The organism is Sphaerochaeta sp. (assembly GCF_050178175.1).
In the GTDB taxonomy this organism is placed as follows: domain Bacteria; phylum Spirochaetota; class Spirochaetia; order Sphaerochaetales; family Sphaerochaetaceae; genus Sphaerochaeta.
Genome location: NZ_JBFXGH010000004.1, coordinates 31,588 through 48,889 on the forward strand (window position 1 = coordinate 31,588; position 17,302 = coordinate 48,889).

At 45.9% G+C, this 17,302-nt stretch carries 14 protein-coding genes; 5 read left to right on the top strand and 9 right to left on the bottom strand.

Features of this window, described 5'->3' with window-relative positions:
* Position 1: 1 nt before the first annotated feature.
* Positions 2-4,627 (bottom strand): hypothetical protein, encoded by a 4,626-nt coding sequence (locus AB7S66_RS01075; RefSeq protein WP_428517531.1) that lies wholly within the window; start codon positions 4,625-4,627, stop codon positions 2-4.
* Positions 4,628-4,794: 167 nt separating this feature from the next.
* Between AB7S66_RS01075 and tmk the strand changes: the two genes are divergently transcribed.
* The gene (gene tmk, locus AB7S66_RS01080; protein WP_428517532.1) at positions 4,795-5,400 is read left to right on the top strand and encodes a dTMP kinase; all 606 of its coding nucleotides are present in this window, start codon (positions 4,795-4,797) and stop codon (positions 5,398-5,400) included.
* Here the strand turns inward: tmk and queA are convergent.
* From queA to lepB, 7 genes are all read right to left on the bottom strand, one after another.
* Positions 5,397-6,437 carry a tRNA preQ1(34) S-adenosylmethionine ribosyltransferase-isomerase QueA gene (gene queA / locus AB7S66_RS01085; RefSeq protein ID WP_428517533.1) on the bottom strand — a complete coding sequence of 347 codons (1,041 nt, stop codon included), beginning with the start codon at positions 6,435-6,437 and terminating at the stop codon, positions 5,397-5,399. The two genes, tmk and queA, sit on opposite strands and share 4 nt — an antisense overlap.
* A complete protein-coding gene (gene ruvB / locus AB7S66_RS01090; protein WP_428517534.1) occupies positions 6,412-7,473 on the bottom strand; it encodes a Holliday junction branch migration DNA helicase RuvB in 1,062 nt (353 codons plus the stop codon). The genes queA and ruvB overlap by 26 nt, the downstream gene beginning before the upstream one ends.
* Positions 7,474-7,489: 16 nt before the next feature.
* Positions 7,490-8,122, bottom strand: a complete 633-nt coding sequence (ruvA, locus tag AB7S66_RS01095; protein WP_428517535.1) for a Holliday junction branch migration protein RuvA — start codon at positions 8,120-8,122, stop codon at positions 7,490-7,492.
* The gene (gene ruvC / locus AB7S66_RS01100) at positions 8,119-8,613 is read right to left on the bottom strand and encodes a crossover junction endodeoxyribonuclease RuvC (protein ID WP_428517536.1); all 495 of its coding nucleotides are present in this window, start codon (positions 8,611-8,613) and stop codon (positions 8,119-8,121) included. The genes ruvA and ruvC overlap by 4 nt, the downstream gene beginning before the upstream one ends.
* A 3-nt stretch (positions 8,614-8,616) precedes the next feature.
* Complete coding sequence (locus AB7S66_RS01105; RefSeq protein WP_428517537.1) at positions 8,617-9,366, bottom strand: YebC/PmpR family DNA-binding transcriptional regulator; 750 nt, start codon at positions 9,364-9,366, stop codon at positions 8,617-8,619.
* Between the two features lie 63 nt (positions 9,367-9,429).
* Complete coding sequence (gene hemW / locus AB7S66_RS01110; protein WP_428517538.1) at positions 9,430-10,611, bottom strand: radical SAM family heme chaperone HemW; 1,182 nt, start codon at positions 10,609-10,611, stop codon at positions 9,430-9,432.
* A complete protein-coding gene (lepB, locus tag AB7S66_RS01115) occupies positions 10,611-11,618 on the bottom strand; it encodes a signal peptidase I (RefSeq protein ID WP_428517539.1) in 1,008 nt (335 codons plus the stop codon). Before lepB ends, hemW begins: the two co-directional genes overlap by 1 nt.
* 65 nt (positions 11,619-11,683) lie before the next feature.
* On the opposite strand from lepB, the gene AB7S66_RS01120 reads away from it, so the two are divergent.
* The 4 genes from AB7S66_RS01120 to AB7S66_RS01135 all read left to right on the top strand — a co-directional run bounded on the left by AB7S66_RS01120 (position 11,684) and on the right by AB7S66_RS01135 (position 16,362).
* Positions 11,684-13,135, top strand: a complete 1,452-nt coding sequence (locus AB7S66_RS01120; protein ID WP_428517540.1) for a formylglycine-generating enzyme family protein — start codon at positions 11,684-11,686, stop codon at positions 13,133-13,135.
* Positions 13,136-13,606, top strand: coding sequence for an SsrA-binding protein SmpB (gene smpB / locus AB7S66_RS01125; RefSeq protein ID WP_428517541.1), 471 nt, complete (start codon positions 13,136-13,138; stop codon positions 13,604-13,606). It abuts the gene before it with no gap.
* 648 nt (positions 13,607-14,254) lie between these two features.
* The gene (locus AB7S66_RS01130) at positions 14,255-15,469 is read left to right on the top strand and encodes a tyrosine-type recombinase/integrase (RefSeq protein WP_428517542.1); all 1,215 of its coding nucleotides are present in this window, start codon (positions 14,255-14,257) and stop codon (positions 15,467-15,469) included.
* A gap of 158 nt (positions 15,470-15,627) precedes the next feature.
* Positions 15,628-16,362 carry a metallophosphoesterase family protein gene (locus tag AB7S66_RS01135; RefSeq protein ID WP_428517543.1) on the top strand — a complete coding sequence of 245 codons (735 nt, stop codon included), beginning with the start codon at positions 15,628-15,630 and terminating at the stop codon, positions 16,360-16,362.
* Positions 16,363-16,369: 7 nt separating this feature from the next.
* Here the strand turns inward: AB7S66_RS01135 and AB7S66_RS01140 are convergent.
* Positions 16,370-17,302: calcium/sodium antiporter (locus AB7S66_RS01140; RefSeq protein WP_428517544.1), on the bottom strand; the 933-nt coding region annotated here is incomplete at its 5' end.

A 17,302-nucleotide genomic window follows, 5' to 3' on the forward strand; every position in this document is an offset into this window, starting at 1 on the left:
TTTAACGCAGAACAAACCTTCTGGTTACACTAAACCCAATGGTATCTAAAATATTGACGAACGACAACTCATTGGGTTGGGTAAAGAAGGAGAATGTCCCTATGGGATTCTGCCAGTCAAGTGACAGCTCTAGGTCAAGTGAAAGATCAGGGGATATGAACGTTCTGGTGGCTTTTGTTCCATCTGTGGCAGTAAGGTGGACCAATGCTTGCAGGAATAACTGCTCACCTACGTACTTACCCATGAATATGGTGGTATTGTTCAGATATCTTGCAAGAGGACTGAGGTTGGCCAAGCTTCCACCCGGAAGAGCATCGATGAGGATATTCTGCAGGATGTTGCTTCGGATGGAGAACATATCAAGCCCCAAAGAGATGCGGATTGAATCGGTAAGCAAGGTTGATTGACTGGTCTGCAGATATCCCAGCCGTTCCGCAACGTCTGTGGCTGCTGCAGCAAGACTAGCAACACTGTAGAGGTTGACCTGTCCATACGCTCCGGTGGGCAGGATTGACTGGCCAAGGATCTCGAGTATCTCGTTCATATCCTTCGGTGGTGTCGATTCGAATCGTGGGTTGATGTTGGTAAGGCTTGACTCACGGAGTACCAGGAAGATATCAACCCTGTTCCCCTGTGCATCAAAATCTGTCAATTTTGCTCTTAGATTGACGGTTGGCTGGATGGTGTTCTGCCCGGAGAGTGCATCAGTATGAAGTGAGAGTGATCCCTCAGTGATAAAGAAGTTTTTCTGGAAGTAGTAGAACTCTCCACTCCTGAACGATAGATTCCCGTCGATCACAAATTCATCGGTAGTATGATCGTAGGTAAAATTGATGTTCTGGTTCTCCGTAATGGTTGCCTTGATGAATGGATTGGGCGTATTTGGATAGAAGAAGGAGACATTCCTTCCGGTAACCACCGAGAAATCAATAGTCGTGAGGTTGTTTGCCACATACCAGTAGGGAAGATCCTTGATTCCCAAGCTGATAGAGGTGTCCTGGATGGTTACCTCTCCATCGAGCCATGTCTCAAAACCCACACCAAATAAGTGGAAAGTGCCTCCTGCATAGGTGCGGATATCTACATCAAATTCTTGCATGGGAATCCATACATAGAGCATTTCATTGCCACTGTCAGCATGCATTTCGTAGTTGAGTAGACGCAATCCATCGAAATTGGCTCCAAGGGAGCCGTAGCCTTCAACTGTTTTTCCTGTAATGGTGTTGATCGAGAAGAATGGCGTATCTGGGGTGACGGCTCGTGTCCCGTCCAAAGCAGCGGTGATATTCTTCATGGTAATGATATCCTCCGGCAGCCAGAACAGTTTCATTCTGGACGAATCCACAGAAACCTGCCCATAGAGACGTGGTGAATCTTTGCTGCCACCCACGAATACTTCCCCTTCTGCTACGCCGTCCAGGAAACTGAACACTGGTTTGAGAAATGTGCGGTTGAGCAGGTTCAATGGAAAATGTATATCCTCGATGAGGAGTCCGAAGTCTTCATCTGCAAGAGAGCCTTCGGCAGATAAGCCGATACCAAATGCTGGATCTGCTGCTCCCTTGAGATGTTGTGTCGACAGGTCATAGTTGAATGAGAGGAGATTGCTTTCAATGGAAAGTTTTGGATTGTCGAGAGAGAGTGAATATACCCCGTCAGCAATCCCTCCCTCGCCGTACAAGAGGATGTCTGAGAGGGAAAGCACAGCCTTTGCCCTCCCTTCCCTGATCGGGGCGAGTGCTGAAGGAAGATCAAAGAGTGTTTCCATTTTCCCGAGATCGAGTGCCATGGTATAGTTGGCTTTGCTCTGTTGATCTTTATAGGAGAGATGGCGGATATGGGAGAATGCTCCTTCACTCAAGGCTTTATTCCCATTGATCAACAACAGATTGCCTGTATAGGAAAGATCTCCTTGTGAGAATTGTGAGTCAAATAGGTTGAGTGTGGTGTCACTTGCCTCAATCTTGGTAGAAAATGTACCCTCTCCTTTTCTTACCCGCAGCAAACCATCGGCACTGATGGTTTGCTTGAGATCGGTATAGCCCAGGATATCCAGATTGACCACCATACCCTCACCAATTGTAGAGAATCTATCGAGTGGCAGTTCTGTAAACTTGGCCACGGTACTGATACGCTGCTCTTCACCCATCAGGGAGATGGCAATCTTCCTCTCATCACCGGACTCCAAGGTAAACGAAGCATTGAATGGCGCGAGGAAGGATTGCGTAGCCAAGGTAAGGAAATCAGCCCCCCTGTAGGAGAGTTCACTCTTCAATTCTGTTCCCTGTTCATCAGTCAGTAAGATTTCAGACAGGGTGATGTTCTCCTGTGTTATCGATACAGGTGTCTGTAGTGTATAGATGTGACCTTGGAAGGCCACATTCCCTATCGTGAGAAGATCACTTTCAATGCTCCAGCTGCGAGCATTGTTGAATGCCAGTTGCGTCTCACCAGAAATCTCGGCATTTGCAAAGAATCCCCGATTGGGGAGTGTCAGTCCATTGCTGGTGACGTCAGCCACAATAGGTGGAGCAAGGTTCGTGCTTAGAGAAAATGCATCTTCTTGCTTGATGCTAAGTTGTAATGTGCTGGTCTGCAAAAGGAACGAGAAAGGATAGAGCGTTTCGAACATTCCAAGCTGGGCATCTCCAATGAGGAGATTTTGCGGGGATGAACTTACAATCCCTTCAATGAAGAAGGATTGTTCATATGGGGTGGTCATCTTGAACCGATACTGCTTTGGTGGTTCCTCGAAGAAATTGATACTTCCAAGCAGTTGTCCGTCAAAGCTCCTGAAAAGATCCAATTGGCCACTGGGAAGCCAGTCGTGCAAATCCGTTTCCCCTGTGTACACCAGTCTGTATCCACTGGTAGCGATGGTCAAAGCCTCTACATCGAGCACATCCTTCTCTACATACCCTTGGAAGATGAATCCTGCATCTGTCTCAAGCTTTCCGATTTTCATCTGCCGAATCGCAAGGTCAATGGCAAGGGTGCCGTCAAATGGCATGACAGCCCCCTGCCCCGTTTCTGACTGGAATGAAATATTCCCTGTAAGGTTTGTAGCCTCATCGTAATACGGTTGCAAGAATGGCGCATAGCGTGTGATTGTGGGAGAAAGGAATGAGAGAGGGAATTCATCCATACGTGAACTGATATGGAGAGAGCCGACATCCTCTAGGGGGAGATTGTATACTGAAAGCAGGTTGAACCGCTCATCAAGAGAGATCTCCCCTTGCAACTGTCTTCCAAGCACATTCCCTTGGTATGAGAGGCGGGTATAGAGGGGTCCATCGGTGAAAGAAGATATCAGTTCCTCAAAAGTAAGGGATGCGCTCAATGAGGAGCGATCTTTCTCATAACGAACTGTTGATGTGAGCGGGGAAGCAGCTTCTATCCCTTCTGAATGCAGGGAGAACGTACTACTGGAGGACATGCTTGCTGAAACATTTTCAAGAGCACCATCTTTCAGTAGAGCATCACCTGTAATGGATACGGAATCCAGGCGAGCTGTAAGATCTTCTCGTTGGTAGGTTACCTGATTGAGCAATACGGATGCTTCTATATTCCCACCCTCGCTCTGGTACCGGGCATTAAGAATCAGATTGTCACTGTCCAGGGAGAGTGTATCCTGCACAATGAAGGTAAGCGGTTCTCCCTCCTTCGTTGCAGCACCAAGGGAGAGTTGTCCTTCACCCCAGGTCCCTTGCAGTGTGGTTGTTGGGGCATACAATACCATCTGATTGCTGCGCATGATCATTTCGTCAAACGAGAGCGTTGCAAGTTGTGGCCTACCTTGTTCCAGTGATACCGTACCATTGAACTCTGGTATTGAAAAGGATAGGCTTGGTAGTTGTGCATCGACATTTGCTGCAGAGAGGGATAGCAACCCTACATCTGTTGGAAGATTGAAACCTGTGATGGATCCTTGGGCTACAAGGTTTTCCATGCTGCCAGACCCTTGTTGTGTAGTAAGCGTAGAGAGAGATGAGGTAAAGGAAACCGTACCCTCTTTATTGAGATTGAGAATGGTTCCCTCCAGAGCAACATCGGTACTGCCGATCTTGAGCAATACACCTCCGGCTCTTGCCTGCAGTGAAGGAAGGCTATCTCCTCTCTGCATCTCAAAATTGAAAGCAGCTTGGTGTACATCAGCGGTGAATGAGGAAGTACTAAAGGAACCTTCCAAAGAGTTTGCATTGACTTGGAAGGTATTCTCCTGCAACCAGCGGCTGATGAGATCGGATGATTCATCACCACGCTGTGGGAGGGAAGATGATTCATCGAGTTCTACCTGCACTTGTTGCAGTTCGAGAGACACACGTTTGTTTCCTTGCATGACAGATTGGACAAGCAAGGGAATCCCTCCCTTTATGGTTCCCTCTTCTGCAGAGGCGAGGACCTTTTCATCTTTTTCTAAGGAAGGGTTGAGAATGGTCAGGTCCCTGAGGAATGTACGTTCTATACCGGTTGCGGAGAAGGTAAATGAGCCGCTCTGCTCGAGGGAAGAAACCAGGTAATCGGCAAGATATCGGCTTGGATTGCGCATATCAAGATATACCATCCCCCATAGGGTGAGAATGGCACAACTGACAAGCACGAGTACAGAGATGGCTATGTCCTTCAACGTAGTATGATATCGCACGCCTCTTACACCTTTCTGTACAAGTATAGCCGATAGTGCATGGCTTGGGCACCTCCATTTTCCAGATTATCCCGCATTATTACGTAAAAAAACTGATTTACCTTGTGGTATATTTACCGTACCATAGAGATAGGAAAGGAGATATGGATATGCCTTCAGTATTGCAGAATTTTATTGTTTTCGAGGGATTGGATGGAGCTGGTACTACTACCCAGATGCAGTTGCTTGCAGAATATTGTGACCAGAATGACCGTCCCTGTCGTGCGACCTTCGAACCGACCGATAAACCAATCGGACGGCTTGTCCGTTCCGTGCTGAGAAAGCAAATTGTCACAACGCCTTTGTCACTGGCAATGCTCTATGCAGCTGACCGAGAAGACCATCTCAATAATCCGGTCAATGGTCTTATTCGGGACCTGGATGAGGGGAAGCTGGTCATTTGTGACCGTTATCTTTACTCTTCCTTGGCATACCAGAGTATCGACAGCGATTTCGAGACGATACAGAGGCTCAATGCCTTCCCTTCCCCCCAATACTTATTTTTCATCGATACTCCAGTTGATGAATGCCTGAGAAGAATCAAGGGAAGAGGAGACCAAGAGGAGTTGTTTGAGCGTCATGAGTTTCTCGAAAAGGTAAAAGAGAGCTATGAGCGCATCTTTGATACACTTGATGAAGGAGTAACATTGGTGAGACTTGATGGGCTTCTCCCGAAGGAGGAGATTGCAAGAAACATCCAGGAGATTCTCTTCTAGCGGATGAACATAGCATCCCCATAGCTGAAAAAGCGATACTCCTTGTCCACGGCATGCTGGTAAGCCCTATCGATGAAGGGTTTCCCTGCAAAGGTAGAGACGAGGACCAGCAATGTTGATTCAGGGGTGTGGAAATTGGTCAGGAGCTGGTCTACCACTTTCCATTGGTAGCCGGGGCGGATAAAGAGATTTGTCCGCCCTTCCCCATTCTCAAGGCGTTGCTCTGCGCTGTTGAAGGCGCTCTCAAGTGTCCTCACACTGGTTGTCCCAGTAGCTACTATCTTTCTGCCATCCCTATGCGCTTGGGTTATGATGTTTGCAGCTTTCTCACTGATCTCATACCGTTCATAGTGCATTTTATGGTCATCCAGATGCTCTGTCCTGACTGGAAGGAATGTACCCGGTCCGACATGCAGCGTTATGGGGACAATCATGCAACCCTTTTTCCGTATTGAAGAGAGTATATCCTCAGTGAAGTGAAGCCCTGCAGTGGGAGCTGCAACCGATCCTTCCGTTTCTGCATAAATGGTCTGATAGCGTTTCTCATCAGCAAAGGAGTCATCCCGTTTGATATACGGAGGAAGGGGGACGTGTCCAAGCTCACGAAAAAAATGCTCATCCAGCGGGGAATCAAAGGCAACTGTCTTGGTCCCGTCATCACCGGTTCCGGTAATCCAGGCCTTACGACTGTAGTTTCCCTCTTTGTTGCGGAATGTATAGTGCTTTCCTACTTTCTGACGCTTTGCCTTGGTGACCATGCACTGCCAGGTGTTGTCAAGGTTTTCCTCCAAAAAGAGAAATTCAACGGTACTACCGGTATCACTGGTAGCGTATACCCGTGCTTTCCTGACTTTACTGTTATTCACCACAACAACGCTTCCTTCCTCAAGGTAGGAGGCGAAATGATGCATCTGTTCATCGACGAAACTGCCATCTCTGCGGTTCAGTACAAGAAGTCGGTCCTCCCCTCGTTTGTCAGCAGGAGTTTGTGCGATCAGGTGTGGTGGTAGGTCAAAAGAGAATTCCTTGATTGTCATCCATATTCCTTTTACAGGGTATACCCAGCAATTCATAGGCAAGTTTAGTGGTCATACGGCCACGAGGTGTTCGTTTCAGATACCCTTTCTGGATCAGGTATGGTTCATAGAAATCCTCGAGGGATTCTATTGCCTCGCCTACACTGATACTTAAGGTTTCGGCGCCTACAGGCCCACCATCATAAAATTCGATGATGGTCCGCAGTATGTTGCGGTCCTGCATCTCGAGCCCATTGGTATCGATTCCGAGTCGTTCCATCCCATGGTCTACCACGGTAGAGGTGACAAGGCCATCCCCCATAACAGCCGCAAAATCCCGCAATCTTCTCAAGAGACGATTGGCTATACGGGGTGTTCCCCTACTGCATTTTGCAAGGAGAATGATTGCCTCCTCCTCTATATGTACATGCATGATCTGGGCTGATCGCCTGATGATATTTGCCAATTCCTTCTCATTGTAGAACTCGATATGACATGTAATCCCGAATCGTGAAGAGAGAGGACTGGATACGGAACCTGCCTTGGTGGTGGCACCTACCAGGGTGAATTTCGGGAGAGGTATTCGCATCGTACGGGCTGCTGGCCCTTGGCCGATGACCCAATCGATCTCGAAATCTTCCATGGCTATATACAGCATCTCTTCAAGAGCAGGCTTGAGCCGATGAATTTCATCAATAAAGAAAATAGATCCTTCGGTGACATTGGTCAGAATCCCTGCAAGATCCTTGGGTTTCTCCAATGCAGGTGCGCTGGTCATTCGGATCTCTGCTCCCATCTCGTTGGCGATGATGCTTGCCAGGGTGGTCTTTCCCAGTCCAGGAGGGCCGATGAGGAAGGTATGATCCAAGGTCTCCTTTCTCTCCCGTGCCGCTTGCACAAAGACTGCAAGATTATCCTTGAGCCGTTGTTGTCCCTGAAAATCCTTCAACAACTTCGGGCGAAGAATATTTTCCTGTCTGTCCGCCTCTTCCTGGAAGGAAGAAGAGGTTACGGAGTTTTGTATCAGTTCGTGTAAATCCGGTTGATTGGTTTCCATATGCATTGCGTCCCTGTCATCCGAGTAACTTGATGCTCAAACGAAACAAATGTTCCTCGGCATCATGGTGACTCATCTTCTCGAGCTCAGAAGCCTGGTTCTCTGCAACCTTTTCCACGGTTTCCTCAACGAGACGACGATCATACCCCATATCGACAAGCGCATTGATGATATCACTGTATGGGTGATGTGCCTGTTTCCTCGTTCCCATTTGGCTTCTCCCTTTATCCTCATCCAATACCAGCACATTTCTCAGTGCAAGGATCATCTTCTGTCCGGTTTTCGGACCAATTCCAGGTATAGATGAAAGCAATTTCAGGTTCCCACTATCCAATGCCTCTGCAAGGTTCCGTACATTGATACCACTGAGGATCTTCAGTGCCTGTTTTGACCCGATTCCCGATACTGTCTGCAACTGAAGAAAAGCTTCCCGCTCATCTGCATCAGAGAAGCCAAAAAGTGACATGCTGTCCTCTCGATGAACCAGAACGGTCATGACCCTTACTCCCCTGCGAGCCTCAAGCGAGAGATTGCTGAACGTGCTGGCAGTCTGGCTGGAAACCGAAAGCGTATACTCGATATGGCCACACCGTAAAAAAAGAGTTCCTTCTTCAATGGATACGATGTCTCCAATCAATGCATTGATCATGGCAATTTCATCCTTATTCTTGAAAAATCATAGACGGCAAAGCAAATTGCGGCAGCTAAGGCATCCGCAGCATGATCAGGACGGGGAATGGTTTCAAAACCCAGCAAGATACGAACCATCTCCTGGACCTGGTGTTTTTCCGCACCTCCAAAACCCGTTACCACTGTCTTGATGGTGGGAGGGCTGTACAACTTGACCGGGAGTCCTTGCAATCCCATCTGATGTATACAGGCTCCGATCACCTTCGCAACCGGGATGGCGGAACTTACATTCTTGGTAAAAAAGATGTCCTCCATGGCACAAACATCCACATGGTGGTCTTCAGCCAATTGTCCAACCGACTTCGCTATGAAGTGTATCCTTTGACTATCCGGTTGTGAAGTGCTGGTCTTGATGACACCAAAAGAAACAGGCCGGTTGTGCTGCCCGTCTGATTCGACCACACCCCAGCCTGTCTGTGCATATCCTGGATCAATTCCTAGGATTCGCATGTCTTATTCTTCGTCGCTATCCTCAAAATCATCAGGCAATTCCAGGTTGGAAGAAACTTGCTGGACATCTTCCAACTCTTCAAGCTTATCGATGATCTTGAGTACTTTACGGGCTTTCTCGGTGTCAAGTGTGACCGTCTGGTCTGCAACCTTCTCTATCTCAGCACTTTCTTGCTCAAATCCAGCAGCCTGCATGGCTTCCAGGACGTTTGCAAAGTCACTTGGGGTAGTAATCACCTCAATCACCTCATCGGAAGTCGTTACATCATCTGCACCATTTTCCAATGCCACTTCAAAAATTTGTTCTTCAGTATACTTGGATGAATCGTAGGTAATAATTCCTTTGGTCTGGAACATGTAGGATACACATCCGCTGTTGCCCAGTGTACCACCATTCTTTGTAAGGGTGGAACGAACATCACTGGCTGTACGGTTCTTGTTGTCGGTTAGGGTGTCAATTATGAGTGCAACTCCCCCCACAGCATATCCTTCATACGTCAGTTCATAGTAGGTGGAGTTTCCCAGCTCACCTGAACCCTTCTTGATCGCCCTGTCAATGTTGTCCTTGGGCATATTCTCTGCACGAGCCTTGAGAATAGCAGTACGAAGCCGAGCATTGGAATCGGGGTCAGGGCCGCCCATCTTGGCAGCAACGGAAATTTCTTTGATCAGCTTCGTGAACTTCTGGCCGCGTTTTGCGTCAGCAGCACCCTTCTTGTGTTTAATGGTAGCCCATTTACTATGGCCGGACATATTTGAACCTCTTATTTAGTAAAATATCATGAAATCTATAGCCCATTCAACCTATCATATGCGCTAGTGGCGGTCAAGGGGTTGCGGAATTTGAAGAGCGAGCCTTAAGACAATCTCATCAAGAACCATCCATCCAACTTGTGATAATACAAATAAATGTGGGGTATTTTTGTACCAAAGAGGAACGAGCTGTGGAACAGTTTTCGAGAATAGTGAATCAAAATCAAGGGAGAAGCGTGCTTTGAAAAGGTTCTTTTCAATCCCACGGTTTGTACGGAGTGCCATCATCAGGTATTCTTCGACCAGTTGATCACTGCCAAGCCACTCTTTCTCATACCCACCGAACAGGGTTCCTTCCGCAAAGGAATGAAGGTCTTCCTTCTGGCTGTAATGCCATGCATGGCTTTCAGATTGCAGGAATGAAGCAGCGCTGCTTCCCAATCCTAGATAGGTATCCAGGTTCCAATACACAAGGTTGTGTTTGCAATATCGTCCTTCTCTTGCAAAGTTCGAAACTTCATAGTGCTCATACCCCAACCGGCCAAGTCGGTTCCATAGATTTTGCAAAAATACCATCTGGCCATCATCATCCCATACTTTCAGCTCGCGCTGCGAGACTCTTCTTGCAAGCTCAGTTCCCTCCTCTACGGTCAGGCAGTAGAGGCTGATATGAGAAGGATCACTGAGGGATACCACGGTATCTATATCCTGCAGTGCCATCTTGATGCTTTGACCGGGAAGTGCTGCCATCAGATCAAAGGAAAGATCAATACCGTAGAGATCATGGGCTTTCTTGGCAAGGGCAATCGCCCTCAAGTTGTCCTCTACCGTTGCATTCCTGCCCAGTTGACGAAGCACTGAATCATCCATGCTCTGGATGCCCATGCTTAAACGGGTGACAAGTTTTTTTTCGAACAGGGGAAAATATGATTCAGAAAATGTCTCAGGATTCATTTCGATGGTAACTTCACTGCATCGGATGCTCTTTGCTGCAACAAGCAAGCGGGATAGCTGTTCCGAGGTAAGGGAACCTGGATTGCCTCCACCGATAAAGATCGTTTCAAATCCACCCGTCTCTTGCACCACATCAGTAATTTCTTGCTCAAGACGGGCAACGTACCTCTCTTGGAATCCTTTCCAAGAGGGTTTTGGTTCACTGTAAAATGCACAATACGAGCAACGGGTGGTGCAAAAAGGAATATGCAGATAGAGGGCTTTTGGGTTGCTTGCACCTAACGTGAGCACTATGCATCTCCCAGATATTTCATGCTTGTGAATGGCCAGAAACGAAACCGAACCGAGCCATTGATTTTTTCCTGTTTCACAGGACCGAAATACCTGCCGTCACGGCTGTTATCACGATTGTCACCAAGAGGTAGGATGGAGCCCTGTGGAACATAGATTCCGCTTTGATACTTTGCGCTGTCGCTCCTTGCTTGCATATCCGCAGGGTTGATCAGGTGTTTTGTTCGCTTTGCGGCAGTTTCGAATGCGTACATATCATCGGGATAGGAGTCCCCTTGGACGCTTGCGTATTGGCTCTTCAGGTAGGCCGGGCTTGCTGACAGGTCCAGACCAGCTTCCTGGTATCCAAACAGACTACCCCATGCTCGAATTCCTTCGTAGGAAGAGGCATCAAGACTTCTATGTGGACCGTCTACCAGAGAGAGATCGGATCTGAACGAATTTTCATCGATATACGATGAAAAGCCTGCAGGACGAACCTGTACATCACCATTGACAAAGCGAATCGTCTCGGAGGGAAATCCAATAGCTCTTTTGACATAGAGTCTTTCAGCAATGGACCCATCCTCATTCTTGTCGATGTTCACCAATGAGAAGGTGCCCATGTAGATGATCTGGGAGAGTACATCAAAGAATGGTCCTTTTGAATCATATTCAGGATTGTAGAAGGTGATGATATCATCACGTTGTACTTGTCTGTTTTTAGAAAAGATCTTCGGACCACCAGGATACACTTCAATGCCATAAATGGTTTTGCTTACAAATACACGGTCCCCAATATTGAGCGTTGATACCATGGAGGGGGATGGTATGACGAAAAGTTGGAAGATATATTGGTTGATGAGTAATACCGCAAATACCGCAAATACCAGGGCATCGGCCCAACCCTTTACCTCTCCGATAAAGGTACGCTTTGTCTTCTTGGACAGCTCATAGGCTTTCACAGCCTTGCGATGAGTGAGTATGCGCACCGTATGTTTTTCAAGAAAATCCAATAATGATTCCATAGGAAGCAAGCTATCACAATAGGGTTCAGTTGACAAGAGAACACCGGAAAGATACCTTAACGTGTATGAAACGACGAATCGAACTACCTGAAGTTGATCAGGTTCAGTTGCCACATGTTCTGGGCCTGAGACCAGGGGTTTTCATCCTGATACTCAGTATCATCATCTTGGCAGTGGTAATCTTTTTTGTTGCCTTCTTCCCGGGGATCACCAAGGGAGGACGATACGTCACATTCCGTGGGCAACTCAGTGAGAGCGGAGTAGTTGTTGATGGATCCTACGTTGGTGTTACCGGTTATCAGTATTTTATTGAGAGTGGAAACCACAAGGTCGAATTGATGAAGGGTGGTATTCCCTACGCTTCCTATACGCTAGAGGTGGACCATCCCGTCTTTTTGACCTGGCTTTTTCATCGTACGATGGAAACGCCACTTCCTCCACTTTCCTTGGATGAGGAAGGCAAGAAGGCTATCAATAGATTCAATCTGCAGGAAATCGCAGATGCAAGTGCCATTCTCAGTTATGACGAGGTTACCCGCATTCGTCCACTCTTTTCAAATCTGATCCATGACCTTGAGGCGCTTGGATTTGACCAGGATACCAAGCAAGAAACCATTGAAACCGCGCTTCGTTTCATCAGCAATGAAGCCATGCTTCTTGAGGCCAAGGATGCGCTTGAAACAGTGGAGATGCGTGATTCCGTCCGTGATTTACTTGCTATTGCTGAACAAGTAATGAATACCAGCAATGCAGGTACACGATTGGGCCTCGCTTCCAATGTACCCACCATTACCCCTGAAAAGCGATCACTCTCGTATGGTGATCTGCAGCTTGCAGGCTTTGCCTACCCTCCAACCTCCTTTGTCATGGGCAGGGAGACTGTTTCCCAGTATCCCGAGATACATGAAGCCGGGGTATCTGTGGCTGTTCCTTCCTTCGTACTGGGAGCAACAGAGATCAGCCAGTACCAGTGGGCGTTATTCCTGGAAGACAATCCCTATTGGGAAAAGGGTAATAAGGATGAGTTGATGAGCAAGGGTTTGGTGGATGATTCATATTTGGAAGGTATGACCATCTCATCGGTGTTTGTTACAAGTCGTCCTGTTTTCAATGTAAGTTATCATGCCGCACAAGCATTCTGTGCTTGGTTGAGCGAAAAAACGGGAAAAGAGGTTTTCCTTCCCACTGAGGCAATGTGGAGTCTTGCCGCCCTTCAGCAGAATGATTTAAACTACACAAAGTCTCTCTCCCCTTCTCCAGATATCAGTGGCGGTCCTGTATCGCTTATGGGAGGTGTCTGGGAACTTACACAGACGCCCTATATTCCCCTTTCCAGGATAACCGGTTACCAGGAGAGCCTCGCCTTACATGAAGCGTTCTCTCTTGATATGCAACCAATTGTGAAAGGTGGCAGTTACCTGAATGATCCCCATACAATCACCGAACACACGGTCGGTGTTATTGAAAGTGATGCTTGCGGGGACCAAATTGGATTCCGTGTTGCTTGGTATGAATAGATGAAACAAGATAGAAACAAATTCAAGCTTCTCCAGAAGAACAAAAAGGCCTACTTCAACTATGAGGTCATTGAAGACCTCGAGTGTGGTATATCACTTGCAGGTACAGAGGTGAAATCCATAAGAGATGGGCGTTTCAGCTTTTCTGACAGCTATGTGACAATCGACAAGCAAGGGCTGACCCTGGTTGGTCTTACCATTCAACCATACACCCATGGCAATATCAACAATCATGAACCAAATCGCAATCGCAGGCTTCTTGCCCATAAGGGTGAGATAAAGCGACTGAAGCGGAAAGTCGATGAAAAGGGGTTCACCTTGGTACCTACCTCCATCTACCTGAAAGGAAATCTTGTAAAAGTACAGATCTCCCTATGTAGGGGTAAACAGTTGCATGACAAGCGTGCCGTGGTAAAGGAAAGGGATTTGAACCGTGATACACGGCGCGAATTGAAACAACTACAATATTAATGCTGCCCATTCCCTCACTGACCATCAGGAACAAGCATCCTGGTGGTTTTTTGTTGCCTTTAACATGAACACAAATTCTTGTTTCGGGATCAACTTTTAATGAAGAAGAACTTACCAGCTGTATAACACAATACTTCAGGTAGGTAGGATACTCCGTTTGTATTTAAAAAACAAAAAACATAAATCTGTCATAATAAATATCATATGTATGTATAGAAACATTAAATGCATTAATTTATGCATATTTTAAATATATGAGAATTAGTAATATGGAATATTTAAAATTATTTAAAGATAGAATTAATCTAATTAATATAATCATATTAAAAAATAACAGCATTAATATATAATTTTTATAATCTAAAGAATATAAACTATAATTTTAAAGTTTAAAATATAATTTTATAAAATCTTATTAAATTCATATACGTAACATATGCTATAAAGATACAATTTATAAAAATATATAGTAATAAATGATACTTACTGTGACACAGTAAGTAGTAAAGCAATTTATCATAGACAATATAAGCATGATAAAGTATTATATAAACAAGTAATAAGAAATATTAAACAGTGAATGTAAAAATGCACAATTTTGATAAATTGAACAAAAGTTTGAACAAACAATAAATCCAAGGAGCAGCTATGGGCAGTCCAGCACCATTCACCTTATGTAGGCTATTGAGGGGAGAGAGAACCTATTACTACGCTTTGTTTCGTGATCCGGAGACTGGAAAACGTACGAACAAGATAAGCGTGGAGATGCTGAGGAAACGCTTGGGGATATTTGATACTGCACCCATCAGGCGCAGGGATGAAGCCATACGTATCTGTTATAAAGCTTTGGACGCTGGGATTATCTTCTCTGCAAAAACCGAGCAAACACTGGTAAGCTATCTTAGGGATTTCTATACCTGGGAAAAAAGCGAGTACGCTAAACGAAGAGATATACTCGATCCCGGGTCAATATCTCCCGATTACCTTGCTACAAGGTTGAACTTGCTGGAAAATCATGTATTCCCCCACCTTTACGCGAATCTGTTACTATCGAAAGTAACATTGGCTGAACTTGAGCGATTGCAACTGGCCTTGGTACAGGAAAGGGCAATTAGTAATACGACGATTAATATGGCGATGACTGCAATACTCGTTGCACTTCGTGAAGCACAGAGAAGAGGCCTTGTTCCATCCGCTGTGGTATTGAGCATACATGGTCTAGCCGCACAGCATCGTGAGCGAGGTATACTCAGTGAACAAGAGTTGTCTGCATTCATGCAGTATGCAAAAGTACATAGTGAAAAAAGAATCTATCTGGCATGTCTATTGGCAATCCTCACCGGTATGCGTGCTGGTGAGTTGCGTGGATTGTGTTTGGAAGCAATTGGAGAGGGAATGATCACCATATCACAGGCTTATGCAGATCGTGCTGGATTGAAGGTTCCAAAAGGGAAAAGAACAAGGATGGTACCCTGCCCTACTTTTGTATGTGATGAACTCAGGTCCTTGGCTTTGGAGAATCCATTCTCTCATACACATAACCTGGTGTTCTGGAGCAAGAAGCATGGGGCGTTTGTATCAAGCCATTATTTTTCTGAACGTTTCCAACAGGAGTTGGTACGCAGTGGTGTTCTTGACAAGAGAAACCTTCAGGAAAGGAATATAACCTTCCACTCATTGAGACATATGGCCAATACGCTCCTGCGTGGTACCGTAGATGAGCATGTATTGAGAATGACGATTGGTCATACGAGTGAACAATTGAGTAATCTTTACACACACCTAAGCCAACGCGGGCTTGAGAGTGTGCAACTTGCTCAACAAAACATGATACTTCCTCTTCTTGAATCAAAACCATTGTAAAAGGGAAGATAATCGATGGATTACTGATGAAAAGTTGGGTGATGTATCAAAATTAAGCGTATTAAAGCAAGAATTTGATCAAAACTGAATGCCTGCGTGGTTTTATTCAAATTTGGCTTATGGTAAAATTCATACAACACTTTTAGGAGGTGGCAGCAGTGAGATTGGCTGTACTTGGTGATATCCATGGTAATATCCGTGCATTTGAAGCAGTATTGAATGATGCCAAGGCCTCCAAAGTTGACCAGGTTATTTTCCTAGGCGATTTGGTGGTTATGGGACTTGATCCTCAGCTTTGTTTCGATCTGCTCATGGAGCAAAACCCTTTGGTCATGATCAAAGGAAACACAGACGTTTACCTGGAGAATCTCAAGGCATTTCCTGTAAAGAGTGAGCAGGACTCCCAGAAACTGAAACTTCTGAAATACACTTCCATCAGGATGCATCAAAAGGCAAAGGAAAAGCTTTCCAGCCTTCCTTCGGTGGAACGCTTGGAGATAGAGGGTGTCTCGCTCATTTGTTGTCATGGTACTCCCTATGATGATGATGAAGGTATTGCCAAGGATATCCCATTTTCCCCAGGACTTTCAAAGAAACTTGCAGAAGAGAAAGTGGACTTGATTTTCAGTGCCCATACACATATTCCCGCCGACTTCCAGCGTGATGGTATCAGATTCATTAACCCAGGGGCTGTCGGCTATTCATTTGATGGTGATGTTCGACCTAGTTATGCTCTTGTGGATATTGTGGATACCAGTATTCGGTGTATTCACCGAAGAGTTGACTACGATATCCATCGCTATATCATGGAAGTAGAGCATGCACTGGAAGGCTTCCCACTCTTTGATCGACTACTTTATTCCTTGGAGCATGGAAAACAGCTGAAGGTATAAGAAAGTCTTATATGAGCGTGGATTGGATCAGGTAAGCAGTGTATCCAAAATAACAGAGCAATAAGCCAATTCCTTCAAAACGGTTAATACGGCCTAGCCTATCCTTCTTGAATCGGTACCCGATTACAAAAAGACTGAGCGTAAGGAGTGACATGACAAGCATATCTCTTGAAACAACCATTGGATCAACAGCAAATGGATGAATTGCTCCTGATATGCCAACTACAGCGGTGGTATTGAACAGGTTGGAACCAATGACATTCCCTAGTGCGATATCATGCTCCCCTTTCTGGGCAGCGAGAATCGATGATGCGAGTTCGGGAAGACTGGTTCCCATAGCGACAATGGTAAGACCGATGATCAAATCACTGACTCCAAAGTATCTCGCAATCTCCACTGCACCCCACACCAAAACCCGGGAACTAAGAATCAAGAACAAGAGCCCAAACATCAGATAGAGTACGGCTCGTTTCATTGATAATGGGCTTGGAACTTCTTCATCAATCTCTTCAGCGAGTCGGTCTTTACCGTCCTTCAATCCTTGGTACATGCTCCAGAATATCAAGAGAGCGAATAGTACCAAGATCAACGCTGCATCAAAATGAGATAGATTCAAGTCATAGAGCAAAGCAACTGAAAGAAGTGTAAGCAATGAGAGTATAGGCAACTCTTTTTTCAAGATCTTCGAACTCACCGTTATTGGGCTTATAATGGCTGTTATTCCGAGAATGAGCCCAATATTGGCAATATTGGACCCATACGCATTTCCCAGAGCTATACCTGGACTTCCTTGCATAGCTGACAGTGTGGAGACCACCATTTCCGGTGCACTGGTACCAAATCCTACAATGACCATTCCAATCAGGAGAGAGGGCATGCCAAAATGGCGCGCAGTAGCTGCAGCACCATCTACAAATCTATCCGAACTCAATACCAGTAC